Genomic DNA, 22,347 nt, shown 5'->3' on the forward strand with positions numbered 1-22,347 from the left:
GCAACATGAGCGCAACCCTTTCCGCATCCACACTGCTGGCCGTGCCGCTGGCACCCCTGGTCGGCGCAGCCCTTGCCGGCGTGTTCGGCACCAAGTTCGGCGGCAATCACATCGGCCGCAAGGTCACGCACTCGCTGACCATCCTCGGCGTGCTGGTCGCCTTCATCATCTCGGCGATGACGCTCAAGAGCGTGATCGCCGACGGCGCCCGCTTCAACGAGACCATCTACGAATGGATGGTGGTCGGCGGCCTGAAGATGGAAGTCGGCTTCATGGTCGACGGCCTCACAGCCATGATGATGTGCGTCGTGACCTTCGTGTCGCTGATGGTCCACATCTACACCATCGGCTACATGGAAGAGGACGACGGCTACAACCGTTTCTTCGCGTACATCTCGCTGTTCACCTTCTCGATGCTGATGCTCGTCATGAGCAACAACATGCTCCAGCTGTTCTTCGGCTGGGAAGCGGTGGGCCTGGTGTCGTACCTGCTGATCGGCTTCTGGTTCAACAAGCCGACCGCGATCTTCGCGAACATGAAGGCCTTCCTGGTCAACCGCGTGGGCGACTTCGGTTTCATCCTCGGCATCGGCCTGATCGCCGCCTACGCCGGCACGCTCAACTACACCGAGGCATTCGCCAAGGCGGGCACGCTGGCCGGTATCACCTTCCCGGGCACCGAGTGGATGCTCATCACGGTGATCTGCATCTGCCTGTTCATCGGCGCGATGGGCAAGAGCGCCCAGTTCCCGCTGCACGTGTGGCTGCCCGACTCGATGGAAGGCCCGACCCCCATCTCGGCGCTGATCCACGCAGCAACGATGGTGACGGCCGGCATCTTCATGGTGGCGCGCATGTCGCCGCTGTTCGAGCTGAGCGACACCGCCCTGAGCTTCATCCTCGTGATCGGTGCCATCACCGCGCTGTTCATGGGCTTCCTGGGCATCATCCAGAACGACATCAAGCGCGTGGTCGCGTACTCGACGCTGTCGCAGCTCGGCTACATGACTGTGGCGCTGGGCGCCTCGGCCTACTCGGTCGCGGTGTTCCACCTGATGACGCACGCGTTCTTCAAGGCGCTGCTGTTCCTCGGTGCCGGCTCGGTCATCATCGGCATGCATCACAACCAGGACATCCGCTGGATGGGTGGCGTGCGCAAGTACATGCCGATCACCTGGATCACCTCGCTGCTGGGTTCGCTCGCGCTGATCGGCACGCCGTTCTTCGCCGGCTTCTACTCGAAGGACAGCATCATCGAGGCGGTGCACGAGAGCCACCTGTGGGGCGCGAACTTCGCCTACTACGCGGTGCTGGCCGGCGTGTTCATCACTGCGTTCTATTCGTTCCGCATGTACTTCCTGGTCTTCCATGGCAAGGAACGCTACGACCAGAACCCCGACGCGCACCATGACGACCATCACGGTCACGACGATCACGGCCATGGTCACCACGACCACAAGCCGCACGAGTCGCCCTGGGTCGTCTGGCTGCCGCTGGTGCTGCTGGCCATTCCCTCGGTGGTGATCGGCTTCATGACGATCGAGCCGATGCTGTTCGGCGAGTTCTTCAAGAACGCGATCTTCGTGGACGGTGCGAAGCACCACGCCATGAAGGAGCTGGAAGAAGCCTTCCACGGACCGGTGGCCATGGCCATCCACGGCTTGCAGACGGCTCCGTTCTGGCTCGCGCTGGCTGGCGTGGTCCTGTCCTGGTACATGTACATGATCAACCCGGCGCTGCCGGCGGCGATCAAGCGTGCCTTCGGCCCGATCTACCGCCTGCTCGAGAACAAGTACTACATGGACTGGTTCAACGAGAACGTCATCGCCCGCGCCACGCGTGCCCTGGGCACCGGCCTGTGGAAGGGCGGCGACCAGGCCCTGATCGACGGCGCCGTGGTGAACGGTTCCTGGAAGGTGGTGGGTCGTATCTCCGGCGTGGTGCGCTGGATGCAGTCGGGCTACATCTACCACTACGCCTTCGCGATGCTGCTCGGCATCTTCATCCTGATGACGTACTTCGTCTGGTTCAAACGCTGAGCCTAGCGCTGGAGAAAAAGAAAAATGGGTTTGTTGAGCCTTGCCATCTGGGTGCCGATCGCATTCGGCGCCGTGCTGCTGGCGTTTGGCCGTGACGAGCACGCCAAGGGCGTGCGCTGGGTCGCGCTCGTCGGTGCCATCGTGAGCTTCCTGGTCACGGTGCCGCTGTTCACGCGCTTCCAGAACGGCACCGCCGCGATGCAGTTCGTCGAGAAGACGGGCTGGATCTCGCGCTTCAACGTCAACTACCACCTCGGGATCGACGGCCTGTCGCTCTGGCTGGTGCTGCTGACGTCGTTCATCACGGTCATCGTGGTGATCTCGGCCTGGGAAGTGATCACCGAGCGCGTGAACCAGTACATGGGCGCGTTCCTGATCCTGTCGGGCTTCATGATCGGCGTGTTCGCCGCGCTCGACGGCGTGCTGTTCTACGTGTTCTTCGAAGCCACGCTGATCCCGATGTACCTGATCATCGGTATCTGGGGCGGCCCGAACAAGATCTACGCGGCCTTCAAGTTCTTCCTCTACACCTTGCTCGGCTCGCTGCTGATGCTGGTGGCGCTGATCTACCTGTACAACAAGTCGGGCGGCAGCTTCGACATCCTGTCGTGGCACAAGCTGCCGCTGGGTTCGACCGCGCAGACCTTCCTGTTCTTCGCCTTCTTCGCGGCCTTCGCGGTGAAGGTGCCGATGTGGCCGGTGCACACCTGGCTGCCCGACGTGCACGTCGAGGCGCCCACGGGCGGTTCCGCCGTGCTGGCCGCGATCATGCTGAAGCTGGGCGCCTACGGCTTCCTGCGCTTCTCGATGCCGATCGCACCCGACGCCTCGCACGAATGGGCCTGGCTCATGATCGCGCTGTCGCTGATCGCCGTGATCTACGTCGGCCTGGTGGCGCTGGTGCAGCAGGACATGAAGAAGCTGGTGGCTTACTCGTCGGTCGCCCACATGGGCTTCGTGACGCTCGGCTTCTTCATCTTCAACGAGCTCGGCGTGTCCGGCGGCATCGTGCAGATGATTGCGCACGGCTTCGTGTCGGGCGCCATGTTCCTGGGCATCGGCGTGCTGTACGACCGCGTGCACTCGCGCCAGATCGCCGACTACGGCGGCGTGGTGAACACCATGCCCAAGTTCGCCGCGTTCGCGCTGCTGTTCGCCATGGCCAACTGCGGCCTGCCGGGCACCGCCGGTTTCGTGGGCGAGTGGATGGTGATCCTGGGTGCCGTGAAGGCCAATTTCTGGATCGGCCTCGGTGCAGCGACCGCGCTGATCTTCGGCGCCGCCTATACCCTGTGGATGTACAAGCGCGTGTATCTGGGCCCGGTCGGCAACGACCACGTGAAGGAACTCAGCGACATCAATTCGCGCGAATTCCTGATGCTGGCACTGCTGGCCATCGCCGTGCTGTGGATGGGCCTGTTCCCGAAGCCGTTCACCGACGCGATGGACGCTTCCGTGACCGAGCTCCTGCGCCACGTGGCAGTTTCGAAGCTGCCTTCCTGATGCCACGCTGAAGAAGAGAACGAGATGATTGACAAACTCAGCTGGGTCACGATCTACCCCGAAATCGTGTTGCTGGTCATGGCCTGCATCATTGCGCTGGTCGACCTGTCGGACACGAGCGCCCGCCGTACCCGCACCTATGTGCTCACGCTGCTCACGCTGGCCGTGGTCGCCGTGCTGTCGGGCCTGCAGGCCGCGGAAGCCAAGACCATCTACGGCTTCGGCGGCATGGTCGTCAGCGACCCGATGGGCAACTGGCTCAAGTGCTTCGCCACCGTCGCCCTGATGGTCACGCTGGTCTACGGTCGTCCCTACGCGGCCGACCGCGAGATGCTGCGCGGCGGCGAACTGTTCACCATCAGCATGTTCGCGCTGCTGGGCATGTTCGTGATGATCTCGGGCAGCAACTTCCTGCTGATCTACCTGGGCCTCGAACTGCTGACGCTGTCGAGCTACGCGCTGGTGGCGCTGCGCCGCGACAACGCGGTGGCCAGCGAAGCGGCCATGAAGTACTTCGTGCTCGGCGCCATGGCCAGCGGCTTCCTGCTGTATGGCCTGTCGATGATGTACGGCGCGACCGGCTCGCTCGACGTGAACGAAGTGTTCAAGACCATCGCGAGCGGCAAGGTGAATCACCAGGTGCTGGTGTTCGGCCTCGTGTTCATCGTTGCCGGCCTGGCCTTCAAGGTGGGTGCCGCTCCGTTCCACATGTGGGTGCCCGACGTCTACCAGGGCGCACCGACGGCGGTCACGCTGCTGATCGGCGCGGCGCCCGAACTGGCCGCCTTCGCGATCATCATCCGCCTGCTGGTCGATGCACTGCAGCCGCTGGCCATCGACTGGCAGCAGATGCTCGCCGTGCTGGCCATCGCCTCGCTGCTGGTCGGCAACCTGGCCGCCATCGCGCAGAGCAACCTGAAGCGCATGCTGGCCTACTCGACGATCTCGCAGATGGGCTTCATGCTCCTCGGCCTGGTCGCCGGCTCGGACCAGCAGGGCACCTACAACGCCCAGTACGCCTACAGTGCCGCGATGTTCTACATCGTGACCTACGTGCTGACGACGCTGGCGAGCTTCGGCATCATCCTGCTGCTGGCGCGCGAAGGCTTCGAGAGCGAAGAGATCACCGACCTGGCCGGCCTGAACCAGCGCAGCCCGCTGTACGCCGGCGTGATGTCGATCGCGATGTTCTCGCTGGCCGGTCTGCCGCCGCTCGTCGGCTTCTACGCGAAGCTGGCCGTGCTGCAGGCGCTGATCGCCTCGGGCCATGCCATCTACATCGGCCTGGCCGTGTTCGCGGTGATGATGTCGCTGATCGGCGCGTTCTACTACCTGCGCGTGGTCAAGGTCATGTACTTCGACGCACCCGTCACGGCCACCACCGTGTCGGCGCCGCGCGACGTGCGTACCGTGCTCACGATCAATGGCGCGCTGATCCTGATCCTGGGCATCGTGCCCGGCGGCCTGATGACGCTGTGCTACGACGCGATCGTGGCAACCCTGGCCCACTGACGCGGCCGGCCTCGGGTGTCGCAAACCGCGTCGGTCTGGGTCGTATTGCTGGTGGCCCTGGTGGCCGCCAACCTGCCGTTCTTCAACGACCGCCTGTTCGGCGTCGTGCCGCTGGCGACTGCTCCCAAGTCGCTCGCGGTGCGCCTCGCCGAGCTGGTGGTCTTGTACTTTCTGGCCGGCGGCATCGGGTTGCTGTTCGAGCGCAGGGCAGGGCAGATCGCCGCTCAGGGCTGGGAGTTCTACGCGGTGACCGGCGCGCTGTTCATCGTGCTGGCCTTTCCGGGGTTCACCTGGCGCTACCTGATGAAGCACAGGCACTGAAGACGATCTCATGACCACCAAGCCCACCGACGCCACCGATTCGCACCTGAAGGAAGAGCTCCTGAGCCGCGAGGAGCTGTTCGAGGGCAAGTTCCTGCGGGCCCGGCGCGACACCATCCGCCTGCCCGACGGCCACAGCGCCACGCGGGAGTACGTGGTGCATCCCGGCGCCGTGGTCGTGATTCCGCTGCTGGACGACGGCCGCATCGTGCTGGAGCGGCAGTTCCGCTACCCGGTCGACCACGTGATGATCGAGTTTCCCGCGGGCAAGCTCGATGCGGGTGAAGACCCGTTCGACTGCGGCCGGCGCGAGCTGATCGAGGAGACCGGCTACACGGCACGCGAATGGGCTTACGCCGGTGCCATGCACCTCGCGGTGGCCTACTCGACCGAGATCATCCATATCTACTTCGCGCGGGGCCTTTCGCTCGGCGAGCGGCAGCTCGACCACGGCGAGTTCCTCGACGTTTTCACGGCCACGCCCGACGAACTGTCAGGCTGGTGCCGCGAAGGCAAGGTCACCGACGCCAAGACCCTGACCTGCACGCTCTGGCTGCAGAACGTCCTTTCAGGCGCATGGGCTCTGGATTGGCAGCCCGCGCCCGCTCAGGGCAGCGCGGGATAATCCGCGCATGAAGGTTCTCGATCTCCGCTGCACCCACGGCCACGGCTTCGAAGGCTGGTTCGCCTCGAGCGAGGATTTCGAGACCCAGCTGGCTTCAGGCTTGGTCGAGTGCCCGGTCTGCGGCGACACCGGCATCGTCAAGCTGCTGAGCGCTCCGCGCCTCAACCTGGGCAATGCCAAGGCGCCGCAGGAGGCGGCCGCGCCTGCGCCCGCGGCAGCAGCTGCTTCTTCCAACGTTCCCGCCGACATCTCGCCCGAAGCTCGCTGGATGCGCGCCGTGCGCGAGGTGCTGGCGAAGACCGAGGACGTCGGCGACCGTTTCGCGGACGAGGCCCGGAAGATGCACTACGGCGAGACCAAGGAGCGCGGCATTCGCGGCCAGGCGACGCCCGAGCAGACGGAAGCGCTGCTCGACGAAGGCATTCCGGTGATGGCGCTGCCGATTCCGGCCGGGTTGAAGGAAACCCTGCAGTAATCCGGCCAGGGGCGGGGCCGTTCAGGCCGTGAATTGGAGCGCGGCCAGCCGCGCATACACGCCGCCCTGCGCGACCAGCGTCGCGTGCGTTCCCTGTTCGACGATCCCGCCGTGGTCCAGCACCACGATGCGGTCGGCCTTCTGCACCGTCGCCAGGCGGTGCGCGATCACCAGCGTGGTCCGGTTCTCCATCGCCGACTCGAGTGCGGCCTGCACCATGCGCTCGCTCTCCGCGTCGAGCGCGCTCGTGGCTTCGTCGAGCAGCAGCAGCGGCGGGTTCTTCAGGATCGCCCGCGCGATGGCGATGCGCTGGCGCTGGCCGCCCGACAGGCGCACGCCTCGCTCGCCGAGGAAGGTGTCGTAGCCCTCGGGCAGTGCCTGCAGGAAGTCGTGGGCGAAGGCGGCGCGAGCCGCGGCCTGCACTTCTTCCGTCGTGGCTTCGGGGCGGCCGTAGCGGATGTTGTCCAGCGCGCTGGCCGAGAAGATCACGGCGTCCTGCGGAACGAGGCCGATACGGGTGCGCAGCTCGGGCAGGGCAAGGGACGCCAGCGGCGCGCCATCGAGCAGCAAGCGGCCCGATTGCGGGTCGTAGTAGCGCAGCAGCAGCTGGAACACGGTGCTCTTGCCCGCGCCGCTCGAACCGACCAGCGCCACGGTTTCGCCCGGCGCGATGTCGAGGCTGAAGTCGCGCAAGGCCGGAGTGCCGGGGCGGGAAGGGTAGTGGAAGGTCACCGCGTCGAACCTGATGGCACTGCCCGCGACCGGCACGGGGGCAATCGCCGGGTTCGCGGGCGAAACGATGGCCGCGGGCGCATGCAGCAGCTCCATCAGCCGCTCGGTCGCGCCGGCCGCGCGCAGCAGGTCGCCGTACACCTCGCCGAGCACGGCGGTCGCGCTGGCGAGGATGGCGACATAGACGACGGTCTGGCCCAGGTGGCCGGCGGTGATGTCGCCGCGCAGGACGGCCTGCGTGCCCTGGTAGAGGCCCCAGAGCAGCGCCGCCGAGGTCGCGATGATGATGAACGCCACCAGCACCGATCGCGCCCGTGTGCGGCGAACGGCGGTGCGGAAGGCGTTCTCTGTCGAGCCGCTGAAGCGCGCGGCCTCGCGGCCTTCGGCGGTGTAGCTCTGCACCACCGGAATGGCATTCAGCACCTCGGCGGCAATGGCACTCGAGTCGGCCACGCGATCCTGGCTGGCGCGCGAGAGCTTGCGCACGCGGCGGCCGAACACCATGCTGGGCAGCACCACCAGCACGAGGATGCCCAGCACCTGCACCATCACGTAGGGGTTGGTCCAGATCAGCACGGCCAGGGCGCCCACGCCCATCACCGCATTGCGCAGGCCCATGCTCAGCGAGGAGCCGACGACCGTCTGCACCAGCGTGGTGTCGGCCGTCAGGCGCGACAGCACCTCGCCGGTCTGCGTGGTCTCGAAGAAAACGGGGCTCTGCTTGAGCACGTGGCCGTAGACGGCGTTGCGGATGTCGGCCGTCACGCGCTCGCCCAGCCAGCTCACCGTATAGAAGCGCGCCGCCGAGAAGACGCCCAGCGCCACGGCCACGGCGAAGAGGGCGCCGAAGTGCTCGCGCAGCGCCATGGTCTGCGCGCCCTTGTCGGAGCTGATGAGGCCGTTGTCAATCAGGCTGCGCAGGGCGATAGGAAAAGCCAGCGTGGTGACCGCCGCCAGCACCAGAAACAGGCCCGCCAGCACGATCTGCACACGGTACGGGCGAAGAAAAGGGCTCAGGCCCGAGAGCGATCGGGGCGAGCCCTTGGCCATGGAAGACGGTGGGGTGGAAGCCATGCGCCGATTCTACCGATCCCTTGCCTCTACAAAGGTAGCCTTGACAATAATTGCCGAGGCAACTAATATTTGCTCCATGAGCGATGCCAACACCCCTCAAGACCCGTCGGTTCCCGCCGGCGAGGAGCGTCGTGCGTCCGTCGCTTTCTATAGCCCCGAAACCTACCGGGCAGAGGACAGCATCGGCTACCTGATGCGCCGCATCGTCACCGCGGTCGGCCAGTCGGTCGAAACCCGCATGTGCGAGCCGGGCAGTCCTACCTATCCGCAGTGGGTGCCTCTCTACAAGCTGCACGTCGGCGCCGCCACCACGGTGGCCGAGCTGGCCCGCGCCTGCGAGCTCGACACCGGCGCCATGACGCGCCTGCTCGACCGCCTCGAGGCCAAGGGCCTGTGCCGCCGCGTGCGCTCGCTCGAAGACCGTCGCGTGGTCAACATCGAGCTCACCGACGAAGGCCGTGCTGCCGCCAAGGAAGTGCCGCACGTGCTCAGCAGGGTGCAGAACGAGCACCTCGCAGGTTTCACCATGGAGGAGTGGGAGCAGCTCAAGGGTTATCTGCGCCGCATCCTCGACAACGCCCAGGCCCTCGCGGCCCGTGGAGATAAAAATGACTGATTCCCTCGCCGTGCGCGCCGTGCGTCGCACTCCCGTCGTGGCCGCCGCACTGCTGGTGGTCGCACTCGCCGGCTGCGCCGACATGGCCGGCATCGGCTCGCAGGCCAGGCTGCGCGACGCGTCGTCGCTGGGCATCGCGCCCGACAGCGCCGCGGTCCCGGTGTCCCGCCTGGATGGCCAGTGGTGGCTCGCCTTCGGCGATTCGCAGCTCAACTCGCTCATCGACCAGGCGGTGGCCGGCAATCCCAACCTGCAGGTCGCGCAGGCCCGCCTCGCGCGCGCGCAGGCTTCGGCCGACATCGCGGGCGCGGCGCTCAAGCCGCAGGTCAAGGGCGACCTCGACCTGAACCGCCAGAAGTTCAACAGCAACTACATCTACCCGGCGCCGCTGGGCGGCTCCACGCAGAACATCGGCCTGCTGCAGCTGAGCGCCAGCTGGGAGCTCGACTTCTTCGGCAAGAACCGCACCGCGCTCGACACCGCCATCGGCGCCGCCAATGCCGCCGCCGCCGACGCCGACGCGGCCCGCGTGCTGCTCGCGAGCAACGTGGCACGCAGCTACTTCCAGTGGGCGCGCCTGAACGACCAGCTCACCGTTGCCCAGCGCACGCTGGCCCAGCGCGACGAAACGCTGAAGCTGGTGCGCGACCGCGTTTCCGCCGGCCTCGACACCCGCCTCGAACTGCGCCAGAGCGAGGGCGGCCTGCCCGAGGCACGCCAGCAGATCGAATCGCTCAACGAGCAGATCGCGCTGCAGCAGCACGCGCTCGACGCGCTCGTCGCCCAGCCGAACGTGACCGCCTCGCTCAAGCCGCCGGTGCTGGCGGGCGTGAAGCCGATGGCGCTGCAGGCGAACATCCCGGCCGACCTGCTCGGCCGTCGCGCCGACATCGCCGCCGCGCGCTGGCGCGTCGAGGCCGCCACGAGCGACGTAGCCAACGCGAAGACGCTCTTCTATCCCAACGTGAACCTCACGGCCTTCGCGGGCTTCCAGAGCCTGGGCTTCGGCAAGCTGCTGAAGTCGGGCAGCGAGCAGTGGGGCGTGGGCCCGGCCATCAGCCTGCCGATCTTCGAGGGCGGCAAGCTGCGCGCCAATCTGCGCGGCAAGTCGGCCGACCTCGACGTGGCCATCGAAAGCTACAACGCCACCGTGATCGACGCGGTGCGCGACGCGGCCGACCAGGTCACGAGCGCGCAGTCGATCACCCGCCAGCAGGCCGAGCAGCGCGCCGCGCAGACGGCCGCCGAAGGTGCCTACGACATCGCCGTGCAGCGCTACCGCGCGGGCCTCGGCAATTACCTCAACGTGCTGACCGCCGAAACCTCCGTGCTGGCGCAGCGCCGCCTGGCCGTCGATCTCGCCGCCCGCGCGCTCGACACCCAGGTGGGCCTGGCGCGCGCGCTGGGCGGCGGCTGGCAGCCCCCGGCCACCGCCACGGCATCGGCTCCCTCGGCCCCGCTGAACTGACCGGCACAGCCCAGGTACAGCCCGGCCCGACCCCTTCGTCTTCGGAAAGAACTTCATCATGAGCGACAACAACACTCCGACGCCCGCTGCAGCCGCAGCTTCCGCCGCCCCCGAGGCGCCCGCCGGCAACGGCAAGCGCCGCCGCGCACTCACCGCGCTCGCCGCGGTGGTGATCGTCGCCGGCGGCGGTTGGGGCCTCTACGAATGGCTGGTGGCCAGCCACTACGAGGACACCGACAACGCCTACGTGCAGGGCAACGTCATCCAGATCACCCCGCAGATCGGCGGCACGGTGATGGCCATCAACGCCGACGACACCGACTTCGTGAAGGCCGGCCAGCCGCTGGTGCAGCTCGACCCGGCCGACGCCAAGGTGGCGCTGGAGCAGGCCGAGGCCGCACTCGCGCAGACCGTGCGCCAGACGCGCACGCTGTACGCCAACAACGGGTCGCTGGCCGCGCAGGTCGCGCTGCGCCAGGCCGACATCGTCAAGGCGCAGAGCGACATCGCCAAGGCGCAGGACGACCTGCAGCGCCGCCGCGCGCTGTCGGGCAACGGCGCCGTGTCGAAGGAAGAACTCAACCACGCCGAGACGCAGCTCGACACGGCCAAGAGCCAGCTCGCCGCCGCGCAGGCCGGCGTGACGGCAGCGCGCGAGGCGCTGGTCAGCAACCAGTCGCTGACCGAAGGCACCAGCGTGTCCCAGCACCCGAGCGTGCTGGCCGCCGCCGCCAAGGTGCGCGAGGCCTACCTCGCCACCCAGCGCGTGGCCATGCCCGCGCCGGTCGACGGCTACGTCGCCAAGCGCACGGTGCAGCTCGGCCAGCGCGTCTCGGCTGGCACGCCGATGATGTCGATCGTGCCGCTCAACCAGCTGTGGGTCGACGCCAACTTCAAGGAAGTGCAGCTGCGCAACATCCGCATCGACCAGCCCGTGAAGCTCACGGCCGACGTCTACGGCAAGAAGGTCGAATACTCCGGCAAGGTCGCCGGCCTGGGCGTGGGCACCGGCAGTGCGTTCGCGCTGCTGCCCGCGCAGAACGCCACCGGCAACTGGATCAAGGTGGTGCAGCGCGTGCCCGTGCGCATCGCGCTCGACCCCGAGCAGCTCAAGGCGAACCCGCTGCGCATCGGCCTGTCGATGGATGCCGAGGTCGACATCTCGCAGAAGACCGGCAAGATGCTCGCCGACGCGCCGCGCGCCACCGCGCTGACGCAGACGCAGGTCTACAGCCAGCTCGACCGCGGCGCCGATGCCGAGGTGGAGCGCATCATCGCCGCCAACCTCGGACGCAACGCGCCGGCCACCGCCGCTACTGCGACCAAGGGTCCCGCGTCGTCATCGGGCGGCGCTTCGGTGGCAGTGCAGGGACAGCCGGGCTGATCGCCCGCGCGTCCTTCCTCCGCTTCTTGTCCTACAGGTAAACAGCTCCGCCCATGGCCACCGCTGCTCCTGCATACGTTGCGCATCCGCCGCTCGAGGGCGCAGCCCGCGTCTGGGGCACGGTTGCACTCTCCGCGGCAACCTTCATGAACGTGCTCGACTCGTCGATCGCGAACGTGTCGCTGCCCGCCATCTCGGGTGATCTGGGCGTGAGCACCACGCAGGGCACCTGGGTCATCACGAGCTTCGCGGTGGCCAACGCCATCGCGGTGCCGCTCACGGGCTTCATGACGCAGCGCTTCGGACAGGTACGTCTGTTCATGGCCAGCGTGATCCTGTTCATGATCAGCTCGCTGCTGTGCGGCCTCGCGCCGAACATGACGACGCTCATCGCCTTCCGCGCGCTGCAGGGCTTCGTCGCGGGGCCGATGATCCCGCTGTCGCAGGCGCTGCTGCTGTCGAGCTATCCGCGCGCCAAGGCGGGCCTCGCGATGGCCATGTGGTCCATGACCACGCTGGTCGCGCCGGTGATGGGGCCGCTGCTCGGCGGCTGGATCACCGACAACATCTCGTGGCCGTGGATCTTCTACATCAACATCCCGGTGGGCATCGTCGCGGCCGCCATCACCTGGGCGCTGTACCACAAGCGCGAGAGCGCCACGCACAAGGTGCCCATCGACGCCGTCGGCCTCGCGCTGCTGGTGCTGTGGGTGGGCTCGCTGCAGCTCATGCTCGACAAGGGCAAGGAGCTCGACTGGTTCCACTCCGCGCAGATCGTGACGCTGGCGGTGGTGTCGGTCGTCGGCTTCGCGTTCTTCCTCGTCTGGGAGCTGACCGACAAGCACCCGGTGGTCGACCTGTCGCTCTTCAAGCGCCGCAACTTCTGGTCGGGCGCGGTGGCGACGGCGGTGGCCTACGGCCTCTTCTTCGGCAACGTGGTGCTGCTGCCGCTGTGGCTTCAGCAGTGGATGGGCTACACCGCCACGCAGGCGGGGATGATCATGGCGCCCGTGGGGCTGCTGGCCATCTTCTTCTCGCCGGTGGTTGGGCTCACGGTGGCCAAGATCGACCCGCGCCGCTACGCGACCTTCTCGTTCCTGGTGTTCGCGCTGGTGCTGTGGATGCGTTCGAACTTCAACACGCAGGCCGACTTCGTGACGATCATCATCCCGACGATCATCCAGGGCATCGCGATGGCGTTCTTCTTCATCCCGCTGGTGACGATCACGCTGTCGGGCCTCACGCCCGACCGCATCCCGGCCGCCTCGGGGCTGTCGAACTTCCTGCGGATCACCGCGGGCGCGATGGGCACCTCGATCACGACCACGCTGTGGGACAACCGCGCGACGCTGCACCACGCCCAGCTGGCCGAAACGGTCAACCAGGGCAACAACGCGGCTACGAGCACGATGGCCGGGCTCAACGCCAACGGCTTCGGCACCGACCAGGTGATGGGGCAGATCAATCGCATCGTCGACCAGCAGTCCTACATGCTGGCGACCAACGACATCTTCTATGCGTCGGCGATCCTGTTCCTGTTGCTGATCCCGCTGGTGTGGCTGGCGAGGCCTCAGAAGGGTGGAGCAGGTGGCGATGCCGCCGCCGGCGCGCACTAGGCTCTCCCCCAGGCTGCGCGCACTTCGTGTCGCTACGCCAACCCCCTTCCGGGGGCAACACCTGCGGCCCGGCAGAGCCGGTTCCGCGGTGTTCCACGAAAGAGCAGGCTTTCTTCAGGCGCGCAGCGCCTTGAGCACGTCGTAGCAGGCGCCCATCGTGTGGTAATCGGTCTTGCCGGCGGGGCTCTTCTCGTCGCTGAGCTTCCGGTTCTCCGGCGTGAGGATGCGGTACCAGGCGCCGTGGCGGTGATCGACGAAGTGCGTCCAGCTGTAGGTCCAGATGCTGTCGTACCAGTCCCAGTAGCCGGTCTCGCCGGTCCGCACCGCGAGCAGGGCGGCCGCGGCGAAGCTCTCGGCCTGCACCCAGAAATACTTGTCGCCGTCGTACGCCGCGCCGTCGGGGGCGAAGCCATAGATCAGGCCGCCGTTGTCCACGTCCCAGCCGCGGAACATGGCGGTCTCGAAGAAGTGGCGCGCGCGCGGCAGCGCCCAGTCGGCCGTGCGGTCCTCGGCGGCGAGATGGCTCTCCAGCTGCAGCAGCAGCTTGGCCCATTCGGTGAGGTGTCCGGTCTGGAAACCCCAGGGCCTGAAGATGTCGGACTTGTCGTCGCGGTTGAAGTCCCAGTCGACCGACCAGTCCTTCCGGTAGTGCTCCCAGACCAGCCCGTTGGCCAGCGCGGCCAGCCGGCCGGTCACGGATTCGGCCACCGCGAGCGCGCGGTCGAGGTAGCGCTTCTCCTGCGTGGCCTCGAAGGCGGCCATCAGGGCCTCGCAGGCGTGCATGTTGGCGTTCTGCCCGCGATAGGCGCCCACGTGCCAGTCGACGGTGGCTTCGTCGGCATAGAGCTGGTGCCCCGGCTCCCAGAAATGCCTTTCCATCAGCTGCCAGGTGTGGTCGAGCCCCGGGTACGCCTCCTCGATGCCGGCCATGAGCGCATGCGCCTGCGCGAGCAGGACGAAGTCCAGCCCGTAGCAGCGGTTGGTGTCGTCCTGCACAGTGGCGCGCCGCTGGTGCCAGTCGATCTGCCATGCATAGCCGCCACCCTGCTGCCTATGGGCACGCTCGATGAACGCGAGGCCGTGCCGCGCGGCCGTGAGATGCGCGGGGGTGCCGAAGCGCCGGTAGGCCATCGCGTGGTTGAAGACGAAGCGCGTGCTGCTCACGAGGTGGCGCGTGCGCCGGTCGTACACGGTGCCGTCGTCCTTGAAGAAATGGAAGAAGCCGCCGGTGGCGTCGAGGCTGCGCGGCTCGTAGAAGGCCAGCGTGTGCAGGATGTGGTCGGTCAGGAAGTCGGGAGAGCGGAAGTTCGGCATGTGAGGGGTGTCATTGGTCCCAGGGACGCAGCCCCATCTGGCATTTGCCGAGGGCCGTGAGGTCGTCGATGGTGGCTCGGCCCTTGAAGTCCGTTTCGTAGTCTTCGGGCGCGAAGTCGGGGCTGCTGCGGCCGGCCAGGAAGGCGGGCGCCTGCCGTGCCATGAAATCGCGATTCTTGTCGCACCAGGGCGTGGCGGCAATGTAGATGACGCTGCTGTGCTCGCTGCCCTTGTGCCGGTCTTCCACCGCGTGGATCACGTCGGGGTGCCACCACACGGTGTCGCCCGGCTCCATCAGCGGAATGGAGACCAGTCCCTCGCGCAGCGCCGCATGCCATTCGGGCGTGGCGCCGAGAGCGCGGCCAGGTTGCGCGCCGCAGAGGTCGCCTTCGGGCACGTCGGGCATCAGCGCGCGCAGCAGCATCCAGGGCGCGGTGCGCGCCATCGGCACGAGGCGCAGCGTGCCGTCGCCCGGCCCCTGGCGCGACAGCGCGGTCCAGCCCTGGAAGGTGCGGAAGGCGGAGCACACGGCAGGCGAGGGGATCTCTCGGGTTCCGGTGCGGCCTTCGGCATCGAAGGGATCGAAGCGCGCGAGATCGCCCTCGAAGACTTCGCGGTAGACGGGGCGGAAGCTCGGCTCGCACCAGCGCTCGACCGAGCCGCCGTCGGAGTGCGGCGACAGGCCCAGCGTCGCGTCGCCGGGCTCGCGGCGACGGATGCGGTCGGCGTAGTTCGCCTGCCGGTCGGGGTCGAAGAAGCGCACGCCGTTTTTCTCGTACGTCCAGAGCCGGTTGAGGAACGAACGCGTGCTGTCCATGGCTTCGGCCTGGCGCGCCAGCATCTGCGGACGCGACCAGTACAGCCCGAAGATCTGCGGACGGCCCGAAGCCAGCGCGCTGAAGTACTTGTCGAGCCCGGCCTTCGATCGCGCGCGCTCGAGGTATCCGTTGTCGTCGATGTAGCGGCGGATTTCCTCGTTCCACTCGAGCACCTGGGCCGGGTCGAACACGCGCCGCACCACGACGCAGCCGCGCCGGCGGATGCGCTCGATCTGCCGCCGCGACACGCGACCGTACGCGATGTCGTCGTGGGCGATCTCGGGCACCGCGCCGCCTGCGGCCTCTTCCGCGTGCACCAGTGCAACTTCGTCGCGCAGCCACTCGTTCTCGCACAGGAAGCGCCACTGCAAATCCGGAACACTGGTGCGCAGCGAGCGCTGGGCCTGCGCGACGGCGCGGGGTATGTCCTTCATCCAGTCTTGCGGCAGGTCGTTCTTCGGGTCGTGCATGGGACTTGGCGTATGAGTCCGGGGCAGTTTAGGTTGGCCTCCGCGACGCGGCGCGCTGTGCTTTCCCCAACGAAAGTCGGCGCTGCGAGCGCAACAAGCGGCGGGCCTTCGTCGCACCTCGAATGCCTCCTTTGTCGTCGAGACGACAGTCGTGCCGCACAAGCCCGGCAAGACCGTGAAATGGTTGCACTGCAGCATAGGCATTTGCCCCAGTATGCAAGCGGGAGACGCGCACGAACAATCGGTCCGCGCTCGATGGTGGCGCATTGAGATGGAGCGCATGACCGACTTTCTTTCCACGAACCCGGGCGACTTCGCGAGATGAGCGACGTCATTCTCGAAACACGCCAGCTCACCAAGGAATTCAAGGGGTTCACTGCGGTCAGCAAGGTCGACCTGTCCGTGGCGCGCGGTTCCATCCACGCGCTCATCGGGCCGAACGGTGCCGGCAAGACGACCTGCTTCAACCTGCTCACCAAGTTCCTCGAGCCCACCACCGGCACGATCCTGTTCAACGGACACGACATCACGGGCGAGCGCCCCGCGCAGATCGCGCGGCGCGGCATCATCCGGTCGTTCCAGATCTCGGCCGTGTTCCCGCACCTCACGCTGCTCGAGAACGTGCGGCTGGGCCTGCAGCGCCGCCTCGGCACCTCGTATCACTTCTGGAAGAGCGAGAAGTCGCTCAAGCCGCTGGATGCCAGAGCCCGCGAACTGCTGGCTGAAGTCGGCCTCGAAGAGCTTGCCGACGAACAGACGGTGAACCTTCCCTACGGCCGCAAGCGCGCGCTGGAGATCGCCACCACGCTGGCCATGGAGCCCGAGCTGATGCTGCTCGACGAACCGACGCAGGGCATGGGCCATGAAGACGTGCACCGCGTGGCCGAACTCATCAAGCGCGTGTCGGCCGGACGCACCATCCTGATGGTGGAGCACAACATGAGCGTGGTGTCGACCATCGCCGACACCATCACCGTGCTGCAGCGCGGTGCGGTACTGGCCGAAGGGCCGTACGCGGAAGTCTCGAAGAATCCCCAGGTCATGGAAGCCTACATGGGCACCACCGAAGGCCAGCTCCAGGGAGCCCACTGACATGACCGCCGCACTCGAAATCAAGGGCCTGCAAGCCTGGTACGGCGAATCGCACGTGCTGCACGGCGTCGACATGGTCGTGCAGCCGGGCGAGGTCGTCACGCTGCTGGGCCGCAACGGCGCGGGCCGCACCACCACGCTGCGCGCCATCATGGGGCTCACCGGCGCACGCAAGGGCAGCATCGAGGTCAACGGCCGCGAGACCATCGGCATGCCGACGCACCGCATCGCGCACCTCGGCATCGGCTACTGCCCCGAGGAGCGTGGCATCTTCGCGAGCCTCTCGTGCGAGGAAAACCTGATGCTGCCACCCGAGCTGAAGGGCGTGGGACAGGGCATGTCGGTCGAAGAGATCTACGCCATGTTCCCCAACCTGGCCGAGCGCCGCCACAGCCAGGGCACGCGCCTGTCGGGCGGCGAGCAGCAGATGCTGGCCGTCGCGCGCATCCTGCGCACCGGCGCGCGGCTCTTGCTGCTCGACGAGATTTCCGAAGGCCTCGCACCGGTCATCGTGCAGGCGCTGGCCCGCATGATCACCACGCTGCGGGCCAAGGGCTACACCATCGTGATGGTGGAGCAGAACTTCCGCTTCGCCGCGCCGCTGGCCGACCGCTTCTACGTCATGGAGCACGGCCGCATCGTCGAGAAGTTCGGCGCCTCCGAACTCGAAGCCAAGATGCCCGTGCTCACCGAGCTGCTGGGCGTCTGACACGGGCACGCGTCCACAAGACAGACCTTTTTCAATCCCACAAAGATTCCTCCAGGAGACAACACGCCATGATCAAGAAACTCGGTCTCATCGCTACCGCCATCGGCATCCTCGCGCTGGGTGCTGGCGCCGCGCAGGCACAGGAAAAGGTGAAGATCGGCTTCGTCACCGACCTGTCCAGCCTGTACGCCGACCTCGAAGGCAAGGGCGGCGCCACCGCCATCCAGATGGCCATCGACGACTTCGGCGGCAAGGCACTGGGCCAGCCCATCGAGCTGCTGACCGCCGACCACCAGAACAAGGCCGACATCGCCGCCTCCAAGGCCCGCGAATGGATCGACACCGCAGGCGTGACCATGGTCTTCGGCGGCACCAACTCGGGCGTGGCGCTGGCCACCGCGAAGGTGGCCGAAGAGAAGAAGCGCGTGTACTTCAACAACGGCGCCGGCAGCTCGGTGCTCACCAACGAGCAGTGCAGCCCCTACACCATCCACTACGCCTACGACACCGTGGCACTGGCCAAGGGCACCGGTGCGGCGGTCGTGGACCGCGGCGGCAAGAGCTGGTTCTTCCTGACGGCCGACTACGCCTTCGGCCACGCGCTCGAGGCAGACACCACCAAGGTGGTGAAGGAGAAGGGCGGCACGGTGGTGGGCGCTGTGCGCCATCCGCTGAACGCTTCGGACTTCTCGTCGTTCCTGCTGCAGGCGCAGAACTCCAAGGCGCAGATCCTGGGCCTGGCCAACGCGGGCGGCGACACCATCAACTCGATCAAGGCCGCCAAGGAATTCGGCATCAACAAGACGATGAAGACGGCGGGCCTGCTGGTCTTCCTGAGCGACATCCACAGCCTGGGCCTGAAGAACACCGAAGGCCTGCTGCACACCACCAGCTGGTACTGGGACCTGAACGACGAGACGCGCAAGTTCGCCAACCGCTTCTTCGAGAAGACCAAGCGCATGCCCACCGACGTGCAGGCCGCCGACTACTCGGCCACCATGACCTACCTGAAGGCCGTGGCCGCCGCCAAGACCACCGACTCCGACAAGGTGATGGCGCAGCTCAAGAGCATGAAGATCGACGACTTCTACGGCAAGGGCCAGATCCGCGCAGACGGCAGCTTCATCCACGACATGTACCTGGTCGAGGTGAAGTCGCCCGCCGAGTCGAAGAAGCCCTGGGACTACCTGAAGGTGCTCAAGACGCTGCCGGGCGACCAGGTCTTCACGACCAAGGCCGAGAGCAAGTGCGCGTTCTGGAAGTGATGCCCGTTCCCACGATTCTTCGTTCCTCAACCAGGAGATCCTGACCATGAAAAAGACGTTCGTGCTTTCCGGCCTGTCCCTTGCCGTTGCGTTGGCCGCCGGCGCCGCGCAGGCCCAGGAGAAGGTCAAGATCGGTTTCATCACCGACATGTCCAGCCTCTATGCGGACGTGGAGGGCAAGAACGGCGCCCTGGCGATCCAGATGGCCATCGACGACTTCGGCGGCAAGGTCAACGGCATGCCCATCGAGCTGCTGCAGGCCGACCACCAGAACAAGGCCGACATCGCCGCTTCCAAGGCACGCGAGTGGATCGATACGCAGAGCCTGACGATGCTGTTCGGCGGCACCAGCTCGGGCACCGGCCTGGCCATGGCCAAGGTGGCGCAGGAGAAGAAGCGCGTGTTCATCGTGAACGGCGCGGGTAGCTCGGCGCTCACCAACGAGCAGTGCAGTCCCTACACAGTGCACTACGCCTACGACACCGTGGCGCTGGCCAAGGGCACGGGCAGCGCCGTCATCGCGCGCGGCGACAAGAGCTGGTACTTCCTGACGGCCGACTACGCCTTCGGCCAGGCCCTCGAAGCCGACGCGACCAAGGTCGTGAAGGAAAAGGGCGGCACCGTGCTCGGCAGCGTGAAGCATCCGCTCAACACCTCCGACTTCTCCTCGTTCCTGCTGCAGGCGCAGAACTCCAAGGCGCAGGTGCTGGCGCTCGCGAATGCGGGCGGCGACACGCAGAACGCGATCAAGGCGGCGCGCGAATTCGGCATCACCAAGACCATGAAGATGGTCGGCCTGCTGGTGTTCGTGACCGACGTGCACAGCCTGGGCCTGAAGAATACCGAGGGCCTGCTGCTGACCACCAGCTGGGACTGGAACCTCGACGACAAGACGCGCGCCTTCGGCAAGCGCTTCTTCGAGAAGACCAAGCGCATGCCCACCGACATCCAGGCCGCCGACTACTCGGCCACCATGACCTACCTGAAGGCCGTTCAGGCCGCCAAGAGCACCGATGCCGACACAGTGATGGCGCAGATCAAGAAGACGCCGATCGACGACTTCTACGCCAAGGGCTTCGTGCGCGAGGACGGCCGCTTCGTGCACGACATGTACCTGGTGCAGGTGAAGTCGCCGGCCGAGTCGAAGCAGCCGTGGGACTACTACAAGGTGGTCCAGAAGCTGAAGGGCGAAGAGGTCTTCACGACCAAGGCCGAGAGCAAGTGCGCGCTGTGGAAGTAACCCCCCAGGGCTGCGCGCACTGCGTGTCGCTTCGCCAACCCCCTTTGCAAGGGGGGCGGGCCGGCCGCTTCGGGCGGCCGTGCGCGGCGGCCCCCGCGAAAAAGAAGAAACGGCCAGTGGCGTCCTGAACTTTCTATGAACATTTCCCTTCCCGCCTTGCTGAGCCAGCTCCTGCTGGGGCTGGTCAACGGCTCCTTCTACGCCATCCTGAGCCTCGGGCTGGCGGTGATCTTCGGTTTGCTCAACGTCATCAACTTCGCGCACGGCGCGCTGTTCATGCTCGGCGCCGTCCTGACGTGGATGGCCATGGAGTATTTCGGCATCAACTACTGGGTGATGCTGATCGCGGCGCCCGTGGTCATCGGCATCTTCGGCGTGGTCATCGAGCGGCTGCTGCTGCGTTGGATCTACAAGCTCGACCACCTCTACGGCCTGCTGCTCACGCTGGGCCTCACGCTGCTGATCGAGGGCGTGTTCCGCTCGATCTACGGCGTCTCGGGGCTGCCCTACGACGCGCCCGACGCGCTGTCGAGCGCCACCGACCTCGGCTTCATGGTGCTGCCAAACTACCGCGCCTGGGTGGTGGTGGCATCGCTGGTGGTGTGCTTCGCCACCTGGTACGTGATCGAGAAGACGCGCATCGGCGCCTACCTGCGCGCCGGCACCGAGAACCCGCGCCTCGTGGAAGCCTTCGGCGTCAACGTGCCGCTGATGATCACGCTGACCTACGCCTTCGGCGCCGGCCTGGCCGCCTTCGCCGGCGTGCTCGCCGCGCCGGTGATCCAGGTTTCGCCGCTGATGGGGCAGAACCTCATCATCGTGGTGTTCGCCGTGGTCGTGATCGGCGGCATGGGCTCGATCATGGGCGCCATCCTCACCGGCCTCGGGCTCGGCGTGATCGAAGGGCTCACCAAGGTTTTCTATCCGGAGGCGTCCTCGACGGTTGTGTTCGTGATCATGGTCATCGTGCTGCTCATCCGCCCCGCCGGCCTGTTCGGCAAAGAGAAATGAAGAGGCGAGCGGCATGAACAAGAAAAAAATCTCCACCGTCGTCTACGCGCTGCTGCTGCTCGCGCTGGTGCTGGCCCCGTTCTTCGGCGCCTATCCGGTGTTCGTGATGAAGCTCATGTGCTTCGCGCTCTTCGCGGCGGCCTTCAACCTGCTGCTGGGCTTCACCGGCCTGCTGTCCTTCGGGCACGCGGCCTTCCTCGGCGGCTCGGCCTACGTGGCGGGGCATGCGATCAAGGTCTGGGGCCTCACGCCCGAGCTGGGCCTGATCGCGGGCACGCTCACCGGTGCTTTCCTCGGCTGGATCTTCGGCGTGCTGGCGATCCGCCGGCAGGGCATCTACTTCGCGATGATCACGCTGGCGCTCGCGCAGATGATGTTCTTCGTCGCGCTGCAGGCCAAGTTCACCGGCGGCGAGGACGGCCTGCAGGGCGTGCCGCGCGGCAAGCTCTTCGGCGTGATCGACCTGTCGAACGACCTCACGATGTACTACGTCGCGCTGCTCATCGTGGTCGCGGCCTTCCTGCTGATCGTGCGCACCATCCATTCGCCCTTCGGCCAGGTGCTCAAGGGCATCAAGGAGAACGAGCCGCGCGCTCTCTCGCTGGGTTACGACGTGAGCCGCTTCAAGCTGCTGGCCTTCGTGATCTCGGCCGCGCTGTCGGGGCTGGCCGGCTCGCTCAAGACGCTGGTGCTGGGCTTCGCCACGCTGTCGGACGTGCACTGGACCGCCTCGGGCCAGGTCATCCTGATGACGCTGGTGGGCGGCCTCGGCACGCTCTCGGGTCCGCTGGTGGGCTCGGCGGTGGTGGTGCTGCTGGAGAACAAGATCGGCGAACTCGGCAACTTCCTCGCGCGCATCACGACGGTGGACTGGTTCAACACGCTGGGCGAGTCGGTGACCATGGTCACGGGCCTGATCTTCGTGATCTGCGTGCTGGCCTTCCGCAAGGGGATCATGGGCGAGATCATCGCGTTCATCGACCGGCGACGGGCGAAGTAGGACGCGGACAAACAAAAAGGGAGCCTTCCGGCTCCCTTTTTCGTTGAGGGCTCTGTGGGCCTG

General features: G+C 66.6%; 19 protein-coding genes. 16 read left to right on the top strand and 3 right to left on the bottom strand.

Features of this window, described 5'->3' with window-relative positions; all coding sequences use genetic code 11:
- The first annotated feature begins 5 nt into the window (after positions 1 to 5).
- From nuoL to ABL840_RS13665, 6 genes are read left to right on the top strand one after another with little or no spacing between them, the layout of a single operon-like run.
- Positions 6 to 2,039, top strand: a complete 2,034-nt coding sequence (gene nuoL / locus ABL840_RS13640; protein ID WP_093300645.1) for an NADH-quinone oxidoreductase subunit L — start codon at positions 6 to 8, stop codon at positions 2,037 to 2,039.
- 24 nt (positions 2,040 to 2,063) lie between these two features.
- A complete protein-coding gene (locus ABL840_RS13645; protein WP_093204825.1) occupies positions 2,064 to 3,542 on the top strand; it encodes an NADH-quinone oxidoreductase subunit M in 1,479 nt (492 codons plus the stop codon).
- Positions 3,543 to 3,566: 24 nt separating this feature from the next.
- Positions 3,567 to 5,054: an NADH-quinone oxidoreductase subunit NuoN gene (gene nuoN, locus ABL840_RS13650; RefSeq protein ID WP_093204828.1), complete on the top strand. Its 1,488-nt coding sequence runs from the start codon at positions 3,567 to 3,569 to the stop codon at positions 5,052 to 5,054.
- Positions 5,055 to 5,069: 15 nt separating this feature from the next.
- A complete protein-coding gene (locus ABL840_RS13655) occupies positions 5,070 to 5,375 on the top strand; it encodes a DUF2818 family protein (protein WP_093204830.1) in 306 nt (101 codons plus the stop codon).
- A gap of 10 nt (positions 5,376 to 5,385) precedes the next feature.
- On the top strand, positions 5,386 to 6,000 hold the full coding sequence (locus ABL840_RS13660) for an NUDIX domain-containing protein (protein WP_093300643.1): 615 nt from the start codon (positions 5,386 to 5,388) through the stop codon (positions 5,998 to 6,000).
- Between the two features lie 7 nt (positions 6,001 to 6,007).
- Entirely contained in the window at positions 6,008 to 6,475 is a 468-nt protein-coding gene (locus tag ABL840_RS13665; RefSeq protein ID WP_093300642.1) for a DUF1178 family protein, read from the top strand.
- 21 nt (positions 6,476 to 6,496) lie between these two features.
- Here the strand turns inward: ABL840_RS13665 and ABL840_RS13670 are convergent, their stop codons facing one another.
- The gene (locus ABL840_RS13670; protein WP_093300640.1) at positions 6,497 to 8,281 is read right to left on the bottom strand and encodes an ABC transporter transmembrane domain-containing protein; all 1,785 of its coding nucleotides are present in this window, start codon (positions 8,279 to 8,281) and stop codon (positions 6,497 to 6,499) included.
- A gap of 76 nt (positions 8,282 to 8,357) precedes the next feature.
- On the opposite strand from ABL840_RS13670, the gene ABL840_RS13675 reads away from it, so the two are divergent.
- From ABL840_RS13675 to ABL840_RS13690, 4 genes are read left to right on the top strand one after another with little or no spacing between them, the layout of a single operon-like run.
- Positions 8,358 to 8,897, top strand: coding sequence for a MarR family winged helix-turn-helix transcriptional regulator (locus ABL840_RS13675; RefSeq protein WP_093204840.1), 540 nt, complete (start codon positions 8,358 to 8,360; stop codon positions 8,895 to 8,897).
- Positions 8,890 to 10,365, top strand: coding sequence for an efflux transporter outer membrane subunit (locus tag ABL840_RS13680; protein WP_093204843.1), 1,476 nt, complete (start codon positions 8,890 to 8,892; stop codon positions 10,363 to 10,365). The genes ABL840_RS13675 and ABL840_RS13680 overlap by 8 nt, the downstream gene beginning before the upstream one ends.
- A 58-nt stretch (positions 10,366 to 10,423) precedes the next feature.
- Positions 10,424 to 11,749 (top strand): efflux RND transporter periplasmic adaptor subunit, encoded by a 1,326-nt coding sequence (locus ABL840_RS13685; protein ID WP_093300638.1) that lies wholly within the window; start codon positions 10,424 to 10,426, stop codon positions 11,747 to 11,749.
- Between the two features lie 53 nt (positions 11,750 to 11,802).
- Positions 11,803 to 13,365, top strand: a complete 1,563-nt coding sequence (locus tag ABL840_RS13690) for a DHA2 family efflux MFS transporter permease subunit (protein WP_093300637.1) — start codon at positions 11,803 to 11,805, stop codon at positions 13,363 to 13,365.
- A gap of 114 nt (positions 13,366 to 13,479) precedes the next feature.
- On the opposite strand, the gene ABL840_RS13695 is transcribed toward ABL840_RS13690, so the two are convergent.
- Positions 13,480 to 14,679 carry an AGE family epimerase/isomerase gene (locus tag ABL840_RS13695; RefSeq protein ID WP_093300635.1) on the bottom strand — a complete coding sequence of 400 codons (1,200 nt, stop codon included), beginning with the start codon at positions 14,677 to 14,679 and terminating at the stop codon, positions 13,480 to 13,482.
- A gap of 10 nt (positions 14,680 to 14,689) precedes the next feature.
- Complete coding sequence (locus ABL840_RS13700) at positions 14,690 to 15,967, bottom strand: YbiU family protein (protein ID WP_418116265.1); 1,278 nt, start codon at positions 15,965 to 15,967, stop codon at positions 14,690 to 14,692.
- Between the two features lie 321 nt (positions 15,968 to 16,288).
- Between ABL840_RS13700 and ABL840_RS13705 the strand changes: the two genes are divergently transcribed.
- The 6 genes from ABL840_RS13705 to ABL840_RS13730 all read left to right on the top strand — a co-directional run bounded on the left by ABL840_RS13705 (position 16,289) and on the right by ABL840_RS13730 (position 22,284).
- Positions 16,289 to 17,059 carry an ABC transporter ATP-binding protein gene (locus tag ABL840_RS13705; RefSeq protein ID WP_093204853.1) on the top strand — a complete coding sequence of 257 codons (771 nt, stop codon included), beginning with the start codon at positions 16,289 to 16,291 and terminating at the stop codon, positions 17,057 to 17,059.
- A gap of 1 nt (position 17,060) precedes the next feature.
- Complete coding sequence (locus tag ABL840_RS13710; protein WP_093204855.1) at positions 17,061 to 17,768, top strand: ABC transporter ATP-binding protein; 708 nt, start codon at positions 17,061 to 17,063, stop codon at positions 17,766 to 17,768.
- A 68-nt stretch (positions 17,769 to 17,836) separates the two neighbouring features.
- Positions 17,837 to 19,033 carry an ABC transporter substrate-binding protein gene (locus tag ABL840_RS13715; RefSeq protein WP_093300634.1) on the top strand — a complete coding sequence of 399 codons (1,197 nt, stop codon included), beginning with the start codon at positions 17,837 to 17,839 and terminating at the stop codon, positions 19,031 to 19,033.
- A gap of 46 nt (positions 19,034 to 19,079) precedes the next feature.
- Entirely contained in the window at positions 19,080 to 20,273 is a 1,194-nt protein-coding gene (locus ABL840_RS13720; RefSeq protein WP_093300632.1) for an ABC transporter substrate-binding protein, read from the top strand.
- A gap of 135 nt (positions 20,274 to 20,408) precedes the next feature.
- The gene (locus ABL840_RS13725) at positions 20,409 to 21,284 is read left to right on the top strand and encodes a branched-chain amino acid ABC transporter permease (protein WP_093204864.1); all 876 of its coding nucleotides are present in this window, start codon (positions 20,409 to 20,411) and stop codon (positions 21,282 to 21,284) included.
- A gap of 13 nt (positions 21,285 to 21,297) precedes the next feature.
- Complete coding sequence (locus ABL840_RS13730) at positions 21,298 to 22,284, top strand: branched-chain amino acid ABC transporter permease (RefSeq protein WP_093204866.1); 987 nt, start codon at positions 21,298 to 21,300, stop codon at positions 22,282 to 22,284.
- The last annotated feature ends 63 nt before the right edge of the window (positions 22,285 to 22,347 follow it).

It is taken from the genome of Variovorax sp. NFACC27 (genome assembly GCF_048301545.1).
Lineage (GTDB): Bacteria > Pseudomonadota > Gammaproteobacteria > Burkholderiales > Burkholderiaceae_C > Variovorax > Variovorax gossypii.

Bases quoted from the DNA above. Each gene is read 5' to 3' on its own strand.
- nuoL (WP_093300645.1), top strand. From the start codon at position 6: ATGAGCGCAACCCTTTCCGCATCCACACTGCTGGCCGTGCCGCTGGCA.
- ABL840_RS13645 (WP_093204825.1), top strand. From the start codon at position 2,064: ATGGGTTTGTTGAGCCTTGCCATCTGGGTGCCGATCGCATTCGGCGCC.
- nuoN (WP_093204828.1), top strand. From the start codon at position 3,567: ATGATTGACAAACTCAGCTGGGTCACGATCTACCCCGAAATCGTGTTG.
- ABL840_RS13660 (WP_093300643.1), top strand. From the start codon at position 5,386: ATGACCACCAAGCCCACCGACGCCACCGATTCGCACCTGAAGGAAGAG.
- ABL840_RS13665 (WP_093300642.1), top strand. From the start codon at position 6,008: ATGAAGGTTCTCGATCTCCGCTGCACCCACGGCCACGGCTTCGAAGGC.
- ABL840_RS13670 (WP_093300640.1), bottom strand. From the start codon at position 8,281: ATGGCTTCCACCCCACCGTCTTCCATGGCCAAGGGCTCGCCCCGATCG.
- ABL840_RS13675 (WP_093204840.1), top strand. From the start codon at position 8,358: ATGAGCGATGCCAACACCCCTCAAGACCCGTCGGTTCCCGCCGGCGAG.
- ABL840_RS13680 (WP_093204843.1), top strand. From the start codon at position 8,890: ATGACTGATTCCCTCGCCGTGCGCGCCGTGCGTCGCACTCCCGTCGTG.
- ABL840_RS13685 (WP_093300638.1), top strand. From the start codon at position 10,424: ATGAGCGACAACAACACTCCGACGCCCGCTGCAGCCGCAGCTTCCGCC.
- ABL840_RS13690 (WP_093300637.1), top strand. From the start codon at position 11,803: ATGGCCACCGCTGCTCCTGCATACGTTGCGCATCCGCCGCTCGAGGGC.
- ABL840_RS13695 (WP_093300635.1), bottom strand. From the start codon at position 14,679: ATGCCGAACTTCCGCTCTCCCGACTTCCTGACCGACCACATCCTGCAC.
- ABL840_RS13700 (WP_418116265.1), bottom strand. From the start codon at position 15,967: ATGCACGACCCGAAGAACGACCTGCCGCAAGACTGGATGAAGGACATA.
- ABL840_RS13705 (WP_093204853.1), top strand. From the start codon at position 16,289: ATGAGCGACGTCATTCTCGAAACACGCCAGCTCACCAAGGAATTCAAG.
- ABL840_RS13710 (WP_093204855.1), top strand. From the start codon at position 17,061: ATGACCGCCGCACTCGAAATCAAGGGCCTGCAAGCCTGGTACGGCGAA.
- ABL840_RS13715 (WP_093300634.1), top strand. From the start codon at position 17,837: ATGATCAAGAAACTCGGTCTCATCGCTACCGCCATCGGCATCCTCGCG.
- ABL840_RS13720 (WP_093300632.1), top strand. From the start codon at position 19,080: ATGAAAAAGACGTTCGTGCTTTCCGGCCTGTCCCTTGCCGTTGCGTTG.
- ABL840_RS13725 (WP_093204864.1), top strand. From the start codon at position 20,409: ATGAACATTTCCCTTCCCGCCTTGCTGAGCCAGCTCCTGCTGGGGCTG.
- ABL840_RS13730 (WP_093204866.1), top strand. From the start codon at position 21,298: ATGAACAAGAAAAAAATCTCCACCGTCGTCTACGCGCTGCTGCTGCTC.